Source organism: Belliella pelovolcani, from assembly GCF_900156785.1.
In the GTDB taxonomy this organism is placed as follows: Bacteria; Bacteroidota; Bacteroidia; order Cytophagales; family Cyclobacteriaceae; genus Belliella; species Belliella pelovolcani.
On sequence record NZ_FTOP01000002.1, the window covers coordinates 1 to 14656 of the forward strand.

A 14656-nucleotide genomic window follows, 5' to 3' on the forward strand; every position below is an offset into this window, starting at 1 on the left:
ATGCAAATGCAGCTTTGCTTAGTCCTGATCCTTGCCACTTGGTGAACAGCTTGTAATATTCGTCGTTGCTAATCTTTTTCATGACGCAAGATTACGAACCAAACAGAAATCAGAAAATATGGGGTTTATCGGACGGATACCCTTAAATGCAGGATTAGAACCCTCAAAATTAGAGGAAAGAGAGGCAGTGGCACTACCAAGTGAATTGGCTCCAAATTCGGGTGTAGAAATACCTCCCTTATTTGTAGCAGTTCCGGTATTAATACCATTCCAGTATGTCGGATCACTAGTCGGTGTTCCTCCTGAAAATGTTTGGGCTGTTGGGTCAACTGTAAAGTTTTGCTTTATCCTTGATGATGCACCAGCATTTGTAGAAAATCCTCTGCCATCATCATGGAAACCGGATCCCTTAAATGATCCAGTAGGTGCAAAAGCTCTCACATGGAAAGTATATGGAAATTGCCCATCTGGGTCAATAAACAATATAGGGTTATTCAGACTGAATACATACGGCGACCAAGAAGGTAGAAGATGTGCTTTAGGGTCAACAACGCTCCACCTACCAATAGTAGGATCATATATCCTAGCCCCATAATCGTATAAACCAAGATTTAGGTCAGAGATCAGCTCCTTGCCATTGTAGAGGTATTTCTTTTTTAATTAGGTGGCGGGGGTATTTCGTCTGCGTATTTAAACTTTGGGTTATGATATTCGATTTGACCATTTTCATTTTTATACTCAGTTATAGAAACCAAAACACCTTCCTGATAAAAAAACCAAAGACCTACAGGAATTCCATCCTCCCATTGACCTTCCTCAATTATTTTACATGAATTAACTTCGTAAGTTGTCTGTTTTCCATGCATAACACCATTTTTATAATTTCGAATTGAAAATAGAGCTCCATTTCTATATTCTCTCCATTCTCCCTCTTTTTGATCATGCACAGTATATCCTACCATTTGGACTTCCCCTTTTATATTAGTTTCTATTTTCAGAGCAGGAGTTGCCATCTTTACTTCAATTTTTTGATTACAACTGATAAACATAATGGATATACCTAAAAAAAATTTACTTATTTTTTCCATAACCATACCCTTAATTTTTCTCAAGTCTTTTCTTCTCTGCATTTTTCCAATCTTCATATTTTTTCGAGAATGTATTTCCCCCTAAAAGGCTGTCTAGTTCTTTAACAAAATTTTCCATGCTAACAACTTCACCATTTACGGCAAGCCTGTGGTCAGATTCGTCTCCAATAAGACCTCCCATAAAAATTGAAAAATTTGTATCTCTTTCGGAACCTGAACCAAATTCTCCATGGAAAAAACTGAATAGACCTTCTTTGACATCATTGGATGTTTTCTCAACATGAATAAAAGCCTCGTGGCCAATTGTAATCAATGCATCATTTTCACTTATTCCTTTTTTGATATCAATAGCAAAAGACAAATTACCCAAATTACCCTTATTCTCCCTTATTGTTGACTCAGTTAAATCAGTTAATTTTAGACCTTTTGGTGTTTGCTTTGTTCTTAAGAAAGATCTTGTCATGCCATGAGCTCCACCATCCAAGTTTGAGGCTGAATAAAACGCCACATGTTGATGAGAATATTTCCCGTCTTTACTAAATCTGACACCCCCTATTTTTTGTCCTGCCTTAGCATATTGAGCGAGAAAACGTTTCCCTTCTTTTGTTCTAGCAAAGCTTGCCAAAGCTGATTTATGAGCCTTATCTGTAGTCATATCCCACACACTATTACCATCCGGATCGATAAATCTAATTGGGTTATTTATTGCATAATTAAATGGGCTTACGTCGTGATACTCTTCCGCCAACGGATCCACAACTCCCCACCTGCCTATCGCAGGGTCATAGCCTCTGGCTCCATAGTCGTAGATGTTCAGGTTGAGATCGTCGACATATTCCTTGCCGTTGTAGAGGTACTTATTTACCTTCATACTACTTGCTTGAAACCCTAGCCCTGTAAGCTCCAATCCCCAAGGGTCGTAGTGGGTTTCCTGAATCACTGGAGAGCCAGTACTCATAATGCTAAAGTCATCAAACCATACGTTTTCGTCTGTTTCATTCACTAAGAACGTTTCCATAAATCCGTCTTGGGGAATATAGAGGTTATTTTCCAAAACTTCATGCTTATTCGCAGCATTTTTGCTCAAAATATGCTTACCAAATTCATAAAGGTTGCTATCCGCATTCCCGATACGCTTTGCTTTCGGGACAAGCTATAAAGGGCATAGCCCATATATGCTTCTGGGGCATCTTTCTTTTGGAGGTCTTTGGCCATGATATCTATTATATTGAGGACTGTGATGGCATTGACCCCTGCGCCGCAGCGGGTTTTTTAATGATCGGAATTACAAATTCCTTTTATCTGGTTTTGGAGCGCGAGGAATCGGGGCAAATTCCGAATAGCGGAAAGGGCAGGAAGGTAGGTATTGATTAGAATTACAAATTCTATTTATCTCTATCTCGAACCCCGAGGAATCGGGGCAAATTTCGAGAAGCAAAAGACTTGAACCAGAAGGTATTTTCATTTAATTTCGTTCGATGTAGGGGTCGATTTCCTCTAGGGGGATGCCAGAGAACTCGGAGAACTCTTTGATGGTGACGAATTGATGGGATTCTTTATTGAAGTATATGCGTATTTTTTGCAGGAGATTTTGGGAATATCTCTCTGACTTGGAGGTCATCCGCTGGATGTCTTGGGGGTATATGACGCATCGTTTCTTCTGCATGACTTTGCCATATTTGAGGAGGACTGTTGGATTGATGCATTAGGGGGAGAGAAATTTTAAGATTGGAGATTAGTGGTTGGAAAGTTGGAAGGTTCGAAGGTTTTCTTCTATGGAATAATTGATTATTTAATTGATCCATTGATTATATTTTCGTAACGGGAAGTTTCTGTTTCCGACCACTTGAAGCTTCCTGAGATTAAATTTTTAAGGTTATTTATATAAGCAATACAATGAAAATTATTTGATTCACTTAGCTCTATAGAGATCTTCAGGAAATCTAATAAAAGCTTATTATGCTTTTTAATAGCGATATTATATGCTTTATCGAATGATAAATTGTATGTATGCATTAGAATAATCAGGTAATTTTGATTACTTCCTTCTGACCATTCTTTTTTATATGATGTAATGTCATTAGAAATACAAATCAATTCCGCCGTTCTCAGCTCTAATAAGTTCAATTGGCACTTGAAAAGATTACTAAAAGATTCTGGAATTGGATTCAATGTAGCAGCAAAATAGGTAGCTATCAATGCTCCAGATGCAATAGGCCTCATTTGACAATATTCAGCCATGCTAGGACATATATTTTTTAATTTTAAATCATATTCCCATGATTGTGCACTCAAGTAATCTTTAAATACTTCTATGAAAATGCGAATTTGAGTGTCGCCTGACATATGCCTCCATTCACCTAAAAAATCTGTAAATGCCTTTGTAAATTGGGTTTCGAAATTAGGTTTTCTACCTTGAAGAATAAGTATCAAATCCTCTTTTAATGCAATGAATCTTGATTCTAATTCTAGATTAGTTTGTCTATTGTCCCAAATATCATCCAAGATAAACAGCATTAAAAATAATTTGGCAATAGGCACTAATTTAGGCAATGAAATTCCTGGGTATAAATAAGCTGCAAACCAATTTATCTTCATTTCCTTTACGAGTTGGTATTGTGCTTCATTTGCCAGTAAACTAATTGTAGATGCCCAATCAAGTATAATTTCATCTAATATTTCTGCCTTAGGATTGACTTCAGAACTGAAAGGATAAATGATATGCATGACCTTTTAGGTTATTGGTTTAAAATTAATTTGATCGAAGTTTCTGTCTTAGTCTGTAGATGCTTCTCTCTGGAAGGTCTATGATTGTACAAATGTCTTTGACTTTTATTGAACTGAAATCAGGACACAATTGCATCAATTCCAAATAGGCATTTTCTTTATTCTTCCAAGCAAGACGTCTCCATCTGAACTCGTTTGTGGCATTTCTATGGTTAATGCGTAGCGCTAGTTTTGCAAATTCTGGAATATTGTCAATAACCTTGAATTCGTTTTCTTTCGGAAGTTCACAAACAATACAATTGGTGTATGCGACGATTTTGGAAGAAGTAATTGACTCCGTCAAGTAAGATTCCATGTCGCAGACAGTTTCACTTTTACTATAAATCCTTCTACAGGCTGGAACCTTTAAGCTTAAATCATAAAGAGCGATAATCCCTTTAGAAATATATCTTGAAGCAACTTCTATTTGAGAATTGTCTTTAATGATTTCATTTTTCTTGTATCTCCTAATGGATAAATACTTAAATAATTCGAGATATGCATCAAAACTGATTGTAAGAATACTATCATAGTCTTCTTTCATCTGGTAGATTAATTCTTTCATGCTGGGAATAAAAAGCTTATTTGAAAATCACGTCACAAAAAAGGTTATACCCTCATCCCGGGGATTCGAAAACTGTACAGCAAATAGTAATTCCCCAGACCTAAAACCGATCATAAAAATCAGTATAGCAACCGAAACTTTTACTAAAATAGGTGTATAAATAGTTAAATTTCAATGTTTTAGGTGAAAAAATACTCAAATTGGTTTAATTTTCTGCCATGTGGCATAAAACCACATACTGATTTGCAATCATACCGCTGGTTGAATTGAAAATTTGATCTACAGCACAATGGATTAAACCGTTGGTCGATATTCACTAGTTAGGGCGTGCTGAAAAACGCCAACTATCGAATAAATTCTTTAAATTTTGATGAATACCTCCTTTAATAAGAATTGTCTTTATAAGCAGAACCAAGCTTATTAAATGATCTAAGTTAATTTCCTTGTTCATGGAAATTTCAAAACTAGAGATAAATGACTTCTAGTATTTAATCCTTTCATGATTTGGTTGTTTTTTATGACAGGTGGCAGAAAGATTGAGATGCTGTGATTTTTCTGCCAGATTTTTTTGACTTTAATGTACCCACCTTCTTAACTTGAATCAAGTTAAAATATTCATAATAAGATCATTATGGGCAAATCATCTTATATTATATGGCAATCTATAGCTTATTTGCTGGCATTTGTATTCTTGTATACAGGAATCAGCAAAGTATATGATTTTGAAGGGACAAGACAAGCTATGCACAATCAGGTATTCCCAAATTCAGTTGCCAACTTCCTTTTATACTTCATAATTATTACAGAATTGGTATTAGGGATGATGTTATTATTTAAACCTACGCAAGTGGTTGGGATATATGGGGTATTTGTGATGATGATGTTATTTACGCTATATGTTGCATTGGTTTATTTCCGAATTTTTGATAGGGTTCCTTGTTCATGCGGAGGTATTCTATCAAGTATTGGATGGGGAGAGCACTTGGTTTTGAATTTGTTTCTCTTGGGGATTGCTTGGATCGGGGTTTGGAGAAGGGGGAAGGGAATTAGTTATTAAGGTGATTGAGTTGATTGGAGGGGGGGAAGGATAAAGGTAGAATGGGGATTAGTGATAGGGTGATTGAGTTAAGTGTTAAACGTTAAGCGAAGAAATTGAAAGGAGGTAAGAGGAATAAGAAGGAAAAAATACGGGGAGTAGTCACCAGGTGATGGGTTTCCGGCAGCAGGGGTAAGCAAAATCGGCCATTCCTCTCAAAAGATCATCTAGCAAATCAATTGATCGAAACAGCCGAGTATTGTTAGTTTTAACAGTTAAAATTATGAAAAATAAATTAAGTATCCTGCTACGTGCAGGAGTATTCACTCTAGCGGCGGTATTTGCTTTTGCATTTACGCAGCCGAAACCTCAGCAAGGACCATTTGTATATGATCCTTTAACCGATACATTTACCGATGTATCAGGTGTCAATTATCAATGTAATATGGCATTTGAGGAAATATGTGTGTATTTGGAGCCAAATTTGGAATCCGAAACCATACCAGGTAGATTTGAAGAACTGTAGTTCTAGGGTTAAATGGCTACCATTTTGGTAGCCATTTATTTTTAATTTAACCCCATTGCAGTTCTTTCCGAAAGAGGTATTTTGAAGAAATATCCTCCATCTCTTTCAGGAAGGCTAATTGATTGACCTTCAATAATCCTTTCAATCGCAATTTTATAAATCCCTTCATGATTTAATCTTTTGATATCAGACCACCTCAGAAAATTTTGACCTACTAATTCCTTTCTTCTTTCAGATAAAATGAACTGAATAGCTTGCTCTTGATCTGTAAATGTTGGTGGAACATAGGTTCCTGTAGCATACCTTTTAACAAGTAAGTCATTTATATCTTGATAGGCACCATTTAGGTCATTGGCTCTTGCTTTGGATTCTGCGCTATTGAGATAAATCTCATTCAAGGATACCCCTCCAAAGAATCTGTTTGATCCAGAATAATGTCCTGACATAATCAGTCTTCCTTGGGGATTGGTATTGAAATATGCTTGCGACCTTAAATCACCATCTTTGTAAAGATTTAAAAGGCTAGTTGAAATGTTGAAATTAGCATTATTAACAGTACCTGTGTTGAATCCTGCATAACTGAAGAATAAAACCTCTTCCATAAATATTGGAAATGGATTGACCCTACCCAAATCCAGGGTATTGTAATCAATCAGCTGACCATTATTTTCTAAAGCAAGTGTTGAATACTTTAATGATTCTTGATAGTTACCAAAATAATGGTAGAATCGTGACAATAATGCATAGCCAGCGATTTTAGAAGGTCTTGTCAAATATAAAACTGTTTCTGGTAGGTCATCAATAGCTCCCAAAAGGTCGTTTTCAATCAGTAGATTGATCTCCGAAAGGGTTCCAATTTTTGGATTATCCGTGATTATTGGTTCTTCAAAAATTGGAAGAATTGGAGAATTATTTTCATTCCCTAAAATAGCAACCGGAGCAAACAAAGTAACCAAGTTTAAATATGCAAACGCTCTTAAAAACTTTGCCTGAGCTCTTATTTCCTTCAATCTTCTTTCATCAAATTGATTTTGTGGTGTGAGTTTTTGAGATTCCAAAAGAACAACATTGGTATAATAAATTTGTTGATAGGGTCTTGCCCAATCAAATGGTGCTGATGGTCCGTCAAACACATCATCTCTGTATTGGTATGCATATTGGGCAAATATGTTAAACCCAGATATTGTATTTTCAGGAATCTCGAAATCATCGGTACAGAATAATTCAATGGAGGGGTTGTTATTAAATATGGTCACTGAATTATCTAAAATGGACTGAAAGTCTTCAATGGTACTTGGTACCACAATAGATTTGAGAGGTTTTTCATCCAAAAACCCATCGCATGCAGCTATCATTACTGCAAGTATTAAGAAGTAAATTGTTTTTTTCATAGCTATTAAATTTTTATGGTTTTCTGATTTGTTGAACTCTTATCAATGTCATAGATAATTAGAATATCAATTTCTAAAGGAGGTTGGGACGGTGTTTGAAAGCTCATAGGGGTTAATTTTAGGGTTCCCCGAGGGATCGGGAGGTTGATTAGTTATTGGGTTATTGGGAATTAGGGGTTGGAAGATTGGATTCGTGTTTGAATGTTGATGTCATAGATTGGAAGATTGGGGGTAGTGGTTGGAAGGTTGGAAGGTTTCATGGGGAAAGGAGGTTGATGGTTATTTGATGCTTAGTTAATGGTTGATTGAGTTATTAGTTATAAGGGATTGGAAAATTGGTGGTTAATGGTTAGTTGCTCCGAGGGGTCGGGGTTGGTTATGTGATTAGTTGAGCCCCGAGGGGTCGGGGTAGTAGTTTATTGAAGACCTTCGAGGTTTTTGGAAACCTCAAAGGTCTCACTTGTCTCTTAAATAAGGGAGGCCGGCGGGGTTACGGTTGTTTGGGGTTGGTACCGGCCTGGGGAGTGAACTCCCCCACTCCACCGTCCAGTAGTGTCGTCACCGTATGTGTATCCGGACTACTTGGGTTTATATTCGTCGTTTAACCTTATGAGGAAAGTAGACGGGGAGGCCTTTTGAGGTTGGAAGGTTTTAAAGTTGGAAAGATGGGGGGCGGGTTGGGAGCATGGTTTTAGTTATTAGTGGATTAAGTGATTTGTTGAATTGAGTTATTAGGTGTTAGAAAGTTGGAAGGTTTGAATGTTGGGGGTTAATGGTTATTTGCCCCGAAGGGTCGGGGTAGTGGTTTAGTGAAGACCTTCGAGGTTTTTGGAAACCTCAAAGGTCTCATCAAGAAGAAAGGCAGGGCGGGTGTGACGGATGAGGTACGCCACGAACCCAGTTTAGCATTACTTGGTTTTTGTTGTTAGACATATGCCCGCCGCTGCCTTAAGATTTTAGCCCCGAGGGGTCGGGGAGATTTTAGATTGGCTTAGCATTGGAGGGTTTTAAAGTTGGGGGTCTGATATGTTTCATGGGGGGATTAATTATTGGTTTATTGTAGAGGGATCAAAGGGTAAAGGGATTTCATACCTAGAGAATTTAGGATTAGAAATTGATTCGGAGGCCTGCAGCAATGCTTCTGAGTGGTTGATTAACTCTGAAATCTGGGTCTAAGGGATCATTTTTTTCTGCCTTCCAGAGAATCCCTACATTGTTGACATAGGTATATATTTCAGCACTTTCAAAAGGCAAGGACTTGATTCTTGTTTTATTGAAAGTATAGCCTAATCGGATATCCTGAAGTCTAACGTGGTCTCCTTTTCTAACCAAGGACTCTGAAAGTCTGTAAAACACATCTCTAGTAGGGTTTAATGTAGTAGGTAAGGCAGGAACATTTGTTGTCAATTCATCTCCTGGCTCTTGCCATCTTTGGTTAAAGTCTGCATGTGTAATCCTTCCTCTCAATAATTCATCATAATTCACTGAAAAATCTCTGTAGAAGTATCCTGTCCTGTAAGTGACATTGAATGATAAGTTGAAATTTTGCCAATAGAAGTCATTCCTTATTGATCCGAAGGCTGTGGGTCTTGCAGGCCCATGATAATTCACATTATCAAAGCTTAAATTTGAAATTATTCCAGTATAATTGGTGCTGGGCTCTCCATTAATAAAGCCCCTTGGTTCACCCGTATTTGGATCAAGACCTGCATCAGGGATGCTGTAAAGAGAAAAGAGTGGAAATCCTTCTCTTGGTGTAGCTGGTCCATTTCCTGCTGCATTATTGAGATATGAAATTATTGTAGCTTCATTTTCATATCCTGTGACTTTTTCTTTTACCCAGCTTAATAGGTATGTTGTCTTCCATACAATTCCTCTTTTGAGGTTATTAGATGTCAGCATCAAATCCACACCATTTGTACTGGTATTTGCGAAGTTTCCTCTAAAGGAAGTTACCCCAGTTGCTGCGGGAAAAAAGCTGTCACCGATAAGGTCATTTCCATTTTTGAAGTATGTTTCAATTGATCCACTTAGCACGTCATTTTTTAAGTCAAAATCAATCCCAAAATTCAGGACATTATTTACTTCCCATCTAAGGTTCGCGTTTGGTGGGTTCCTAATTGTACTGAAAGGGATTCTTGTCAATTGGTTGGATCCAGCACCCAAAATTCCAGATGTTGTGAATGCTGATAGACTTCGGTTAATGTTTCCATTGGATCCAAAGGTTGCACGTAATTTTAGAAAAGAGAAAAAATCCCAATTGAAGAAGTTTTCTTCTGAAATATTCCATGCAAGACCACTAGACCATAATGGAACAGCTCTTAGGTTAACATCTACACCAAATAAATTTGAGGCGTCTTGTCTGGCACTGAATGTCCAGGTGTATTTATCATTGTAGGTCAATCCAACATTTGCGTAATAGGAAATAAATCTGTCTATAGCTCCATTGTGTCCAGAAGGGTTAGGGATGGTACCAAGTGATCCTGGATTTTGAAATTGTGGAAACCTTCCTAAGAAATTTATGGACTGGCTGATCCCCAGATCATCATTGTATCCATAATATCGAATGCTATTCCCAAGGCTTTGAAAATCTTTAATTTCATTACCAATTAGTCCATTTAGATCAAGTTTATTCCCAAATGATTTGTTGAGTCTGAGTTGATTTCTAAAAGTATGACTGAATGCATTTTGGATACTTAAGTCATATATAGATCCTTCTGGGATATTCCTTAGCAGGTCACCATTGGCATCGACTTGGGAAAATCTATTAATCAAATCTCTTGTCTGAAACAATGCTGTACTCTGTATATGGTCATTTTGAGTGCTATTTGTCCAATACTGATAACTTGACTCGATCGAAAGCCATGGTCTAATGTTATATTTTAGGCCAGTTGTAATCCTAATTTCATTTTGAATATTATTTTCACCGAATTGACCTATTTCATCTAATAGGAAGTATTGCCAATCTAAAAGACCCTGATTGGCTACAGAGTTGATAAATCTTTGGCTAAAATTCTGAATAACAGGAAGTACGTTTCCATTTTGATCTCTTAATTGAGAATAAGGGAATACATAAGGCGCTATCGTAGAGACAGTGGGCATGTTAGTGCCCGTGGTAATTGACCTTCTGATATAGTTTAGCCCAAGATTGAAATCTAATTTATCATTAAGAAGTTTCCAGTTGGTACGCTGAGATATGGTGACTCTGTCATTTTTATTGCCTATTTCAGAGGATAGGTTGTTATCATATCCAAGGCTAAAAGCGTAAGTTCTCCTTGCTGTACCTCCTGTTATGTTTAAGGCTGTCTGCTGCTGTACCGCTGATCTTTGATAAAAGCGTGACAAATCATTCCTTACATCCTGATTACTAAAAGCATTTAGCATCTGATTTGCTTCCTGCTCGGAGATAAGACCATTTCTATGAGCTATCAGGGTTTCTACGACAGGGGACAGTGCATTTTGTGCTATAGAATTTTCTTGTGCATTGTAGAAATTCCTTTGGAAAAGTGTTCTTTCCATTTCTACAAAATCTCCAATATTCATTTGAGGTCTATAAAATAAATTCGGCGCTTCAATGATATTGGTATTTGAGGTGAAAGTGATGTTGGTTTTCCCTTCTTGACCAGATTTAGTGGTAATTACTATCACGCCGTTTCCTGCTCTTGCTCCCCAAATGGATGCTGCAGCTGCATCTCTCAAAACAGTGATGGACTCAATGTCATTTGGATTGATGTTTTCCAATGGACCATCATAAGGAAAATTGTCAAGAATTATCAGCGGGGAAGTTTCCGAAAATATTGTCCCTCTCCCTCTGATACTAATTCTATCATTACTGGATGCAGCTCCTGAGTTTCGATTGAATATCAACCCAGACGTTACGTCTTCTAATCTATCTATCAGATTGGTACTTACTCTTCTAGAAATCAATTCTTGATCAAGTCCTACAAAGGAACCTGTTGCTCTTTCCTTTGGGATTTCTTGGTAACCTGTAGCGAAAACTTGTACTTCTCCCAAATTGAGATTATCTTCTTCCAAATAGATTATCAACTCATTTTCTTGCGGTAGCTTTGTATTGATTTCTCGCTTGACAAATCCTATAAATGATATTTCTAGGGTTATTTCTTCCTCCCTATTGATTGGAAAATTGAACTTCCCTTCTTGGTCTGTAATTACAACGATATTACGATTCTTGATTTTGACAGTGGCTCCTATTAGCGGTTCCTCTGTTCCAGAGATCAATACTGTCCCATAAGCTCTATTACTTTGCTCTTGAGCCAATACTGATGCACTGAGAATGATGCTTATGATGCAGGTTAAGCAAAATTTTGATAGAATTTTTTTCATGGCTGATTGTTTATGGTGGATTATTGTTTGAGGTGTGTTTCTATAAGTTTTTTCCATTCTTCAAGCTCAGTTGGGAAATCTGTCCCTTTCAAAATGGACAGGTCTTTACCGATCAGCATGTGATGGGGGAAGCTTCGGATATTGTAATTGAGAAGGAAAGGATGTTTTTGGTCTAGCGTAGCGAAATTGACAAAGTCGGCATTGGTATATTTGTTTGCCTTGACGCTTTTGACCCATAAATCATAGCTCCGATCAACAGAGATTGATACTATTTGGAAATCATCTCGATGACCAAATTCTTCATGGAGTGGTAAGAGAATGTTTTTATAAAATATCAAGCAAGCTCCACAACCTGTATACCAGAGATCTAGCAACTGAATCTTTCCGCTATTGGCACTCAAATCTGAGGACTGTTGATCTAGCGTAGTAAATGGAGATAGGTCGACCTGACCTCCATTTTGCAGGGCATTGAGAAGGGTATTAATATTTTTTGAAATGGCTTCATCTTCTATCAATGGAAGGAAAAATTCTTTTGCCTCTGGGATATCGCTTATTTTTTTGCTGACCTTATTCAGGTAGTTGTTGATCAAATTATCCCGTTCTGCTCCCCTTGGCAAACTTTTAAGGTAGGTATTGGGGTTCTGATTCCCAAAGTGGTTTGCTGTAATGATTTGCTCTGTCTTTCCATCTAAATATTGACTTGAGAGTACTTTATATCTTGTCCAATCCTGGTCTTCAAACAGTGATTCAGTGTAGTCCACAAAATCATTATAAGCTTCCTTCAAGCTTGCTGCATCGGAAAATTGCTCTGTGCGGTTCAACTCATTGTATTTTAGCCTGCTACTCTGGGAAACAAAAAACATAGCCCTTCCCAAGTGACTTAAAAACATAAGCTTGTAGAGTTCTCCTTTATTGAATTGATAGTATAAGCTATTTAAAGTGGGATTATAGTCATGGTGGTATGCGTTGAGCATTCTTTTGATATAGACATTAATGTCATTGTTTGCTATTTCCGTCTGCCTGCCGTAGATGGCATTGGCACTGCTATATTGAGCGTAATTAGATGAGTCATTTAAGAACTTTTCTTTGTCCTCGACTCCAAAAAAGGAAGACTTGGAAAAGGTGTTTTCATCAATGAGATAATCGATTTCAAATTGAGTTTTGAATTGGTTTGCAGCAGGGCCGCCAAATACTATCCTACCCTTATTTCTGTCTGCCATAAACTGAATGCTATCACCAGGGAATACCCAATAATGATTGATGATAGCCCTTTGATTGAGGTGAACTGATAGCTGGGTAGGTTTATCAATCGTAGGGGTCTGAAAAGAGAAATATGCTTTCCCAAAACCAGCAATAAATAGGTTTCCTGGTTTGAGTTCTTGCTTGAATAATTCAGTTTTCTGACCAGTATTGAGAGAAATGGTTAAGACATCTTGGGCAGATGGAGGTGTGATTTCACCATAGATCCAAACTGATTGTGCTTGAACATGAACCATGCTAATAAAAAGGCAAAGTAATGCCAGGGAGTATGTTTTTTGCATACTTTGAAGGGGTTTGGAGTCTGGGAGGAGGGCTGGAGCGTTAAGTCCGCCGCGGCGGATAAACTGTTAAGCGTTAAGCGTTACAGCCTGGTGAGTGGAAAGGGGGCTTGGCCGTGGATACCCGTCAGACGGATCAGCAAAGTACCGTATGTTTTACACCTCTGGTTTATATCCGTCAGACGGGTATGGGCAAAGGTTTTCCAGTCAGAGTAATCTCCTCTGTTAGACTTGGTTAAGAAATTGATTGGTATTAGACTTTACTGAGCTTCTGCAGCAGCTGGAAGTAAAGTTGCGAGCACACCCATTAGCGTAGATAGGTTGGAAAAACGAAGTTCATCGGGGACTCGTCTCGTCGTAGGTAAAATAGGTTCAGATAGGATTTTTGGGTTTGAGTGGAAATAGCCTGTCATACGCTGTCAGCGCTATTTCAAAGCTCAGTACTAGCATGCTGAGCATGCCAATTTTGGACTCGAAGGCTACTTTTCTCCACAAGAAAGGCAATACGATTCCAAGCTTCTCAGAAATAAGCCTTCTGAAATCTAGAATATAAAGCTGGATGGTGTTGCTCGCTTTCATGTTTTTGAAAAGTTTTTAAACGAGTCGGTAGAAAGGAAAAAAGCAATACTTCCAAAAAAAGGAAGGGCAGGCATTTCTCCAAGTTCTAATGTTACAAGGCTCTGGTAAAGCCGCTATCCTTAGATAGTCCGCACAAAAGAAACAAGGAGTGCCCGCCCTATTTTACAAAAATAGGGATCGGGACCACTCTTTGAACTCTCGCGCGGAAAATTTACCAGATTTTGTAGCGAGACTCATTGAGCAGTTCCTAATTATAGGTTCTGCATATACTTAGAATTACTTTCTAATCAATGTATTTAACCCAAATTTAAAATAAAATTTCTATATAACAAATAATTATTTTTGTTTCATAAATTTTTCTTTTAGAAATAAGATTGTCATGTCACTTTTAGGTAATGAAAGAGGAGGACAAAAAAAGAACAATTAAAGAGGTTAAATTTAAAGAAGAGTTTGAGGAAATTGGAGCACTTTTTAATCAAGGTTCTATCAAATCACTTTCTAGGCTTCATGAGATTAAGCCTACTAATCTTTCCAAAGAACTGAACATGGGTTACTATACTTTTTTAGATAAACTCAGCAATCCCGAAAAACTTTCTATCGAGGAAATAATTAAACTATCAATAGTCGTTGGGACTGATTATAGAAGAATTTTGGAGGTTATTTGTGTTGAAATAAAAAGTAAGTTCGGATTATAAATTCCAGTCACTTCATCCATAGCCACTCATTATCCCAATCTTCATCCTGACTTGAAGCTAATATTAGCCAATGAATAATTTTTCAACTCTTCTGACCTCAGGATTCATTTTTAAAAATATTCCCAGTT

Annotated in this window: 13 protein-coding genes and 1 pseudogene; 3 read left to right on the forward strand and 11 right to left on the reverse strand. The window is 37.4% G+C overall.

All coding sequences use genetic code 11. From position 1 onward, the window contains the following. Positions 1–78: 78 nt before the first annotated feature. The 7 genes and pseudogenes from BW935_RS02115 to BW935_RS02145 all read right to left on the reverse strand — a co-directional run. A pseudogene (locus BW935_RS02115) lies at positions 79–645 on the reverse strand (RHS repeat-associated core domain-containing protein); the annotation flags it as partial. Between the two features lie 11 nt (positions 646–656). Then, positions 657–1145: a toxin-antitoxin system YwqK family antitoxin gene (locus tag BW935_RS02120; protein WP_076498179.1), complete on the reverse strand. Its 489-nt coding sequence runs from the start codon at positions 1143–1145 to the stop codon at positions 657–659. Next, positions 1099–2106, reverse strand: coding sequence for an RHS repeat domain-containing protein (locus BW935_RS02125; RefSeq protein ID WP_139325478.1), 1008 nt, complete (start codon positions 2104–2106; stop codon positions 1099–1101). The genes BW935_RS02120 and BW935_RS02125 overlap by 47 nt, the downstream gene beginning before the upstream one ends. 65 nt (positions 2107–2171) lie before the next feature. Beyond that, entirely contained in the window at positions 2172–2303 is a 132-nt protein-coding gene (locus tag BW935_RS18755; RefSeq protein WP_262484348.1) for a hypothetical protein, read from the reverse strand. Between the two features lie 341 nt (positions 2304–2644). After that, positions 2645–2794 (reverse strand): hypothetical protein, encoded by a 150-nt coding sequence (locus BW935_RS18280; protein WP_175606627.1) that lies wholly within the window; start codon positions 2792–2794, stop codon positions 2645–2647. Between the two features lie 82 nt (positions 2795–2876). Further along, on the reverse strand, positions 2877–3815 hold the full coding sequence (locus BW935_RS02140) for a terpene synthase family protein (RefSeq protein WP_076498190.1): 939 nt from the start codon (positions 3813–3815) through the stop codon (positions 2877–2879). Between the two features lie 25 nt (positions 3816–3840). After that, entirely contained in the window at positions 3841–4419 is a 579-nt protein-coding gene (locus tag BW935_RS02145; protein ID WP_076498193.1) for a cyclic nucleotide-binding domain-containing protein, read from the reverse strand. A gap of 631 nt (positions 4420–5050) precedes the next feature. Here BW935_RS02145 and BW935_RS02150 point away from each other — a divergent pair. Continuing rightward, the gene (locus BW935_RS02150) at positions 5051–5476 is read left to right on the forward strand and encodes a MauE/DoxX family redox-associated membrane protein (protein WP_076498196.1); all 426 of its coding nucleotides are present in this window, start codon (positions 5051–5053) and stop codon (positions 5474–5476) included. Positions 5477–5738: 262 nt separating this feature from the next. Next, positions 5739–5981, forward strand: a complete 243-nt coding sequence (locus tag BW935_RS02155) for a hypothetical protein (RefSeq protein WP_076498198.1) — start codon at positions 5739–5741, stop codon at positions 5979–5981. Between the two features lie 41 nt (positions 5982–6022). Here BW935_RS02155 and BW935_RS02160 read toward each other — a convergent pair whose 3' ends face one another. The 4 genes from BW935_RS02160 to BW935_RS02180 all read right to left on the reverse strand — a co-directional run bounded on the left by BW935_RS02160 (position 6023) and on the right by BW935_RS02180 (position 13833). Continuing rightward, positions 6023–7372, reverse strand: a complete 1350-nt coding sequence (locus tag BW935_RS02160; protein WP_076498200.1) for a RagB/SusD family nutrient uptake outer membrane protein — start codon at positions 7370–7372, stop codon at positions 6023–6025. A gap of 1107 nt (positions 7373–8479) precedes the next feature. Further along, positions 8480–11716, reverse strand: coding sequence for a SusC/RagA family TonB-linked outer membrane protein (locus tag BW935_RS02165; RefSeq protein ID WP_076498792.1), 3237 nt, complete (start codon positions 11714–11716; stop codon positions 8480–8482). 20 nt (positions 11717–11736) lie between these two features. Beyond that, positions 11737–13257 (reverse strand): TlpA family protein disulfide reductase, encoded by a 1521-nt coding sequence (locus BW935_RS02170; RefSeq protein WP_084565773.1) that lies wholly within the window; start codon positions 13255–13257, stop codon positions 11737–11739. A gap of 369 nt (positions 13258–13626) precedes the next feature. Next, entirely contained in the window at positions 13627–13833 is a 207-nt protein-coding gene (locus BW935_RS02180; protein WP_076498209.1) for a hypothetical protein, read from the reverse strand. A 395-nt stretch (positions 13834–14228) separates the two neighbouring features. On the opposite strand from BW935_RS02180, the gene BW935_RS02185 reads away from it, so the two are divergent. After that, complete coding sequence (locus BW935_RS02185) at positions 14229–14528, forward strand: hypothetical protein (RefSeq protein WP_076498212.1); 300 nt, start codon at positions 14229–14231, stop codon at positions 14526–14528. The last annotated feature ends 128 nt before the right edge of the window (positions 14529–14656 follow it).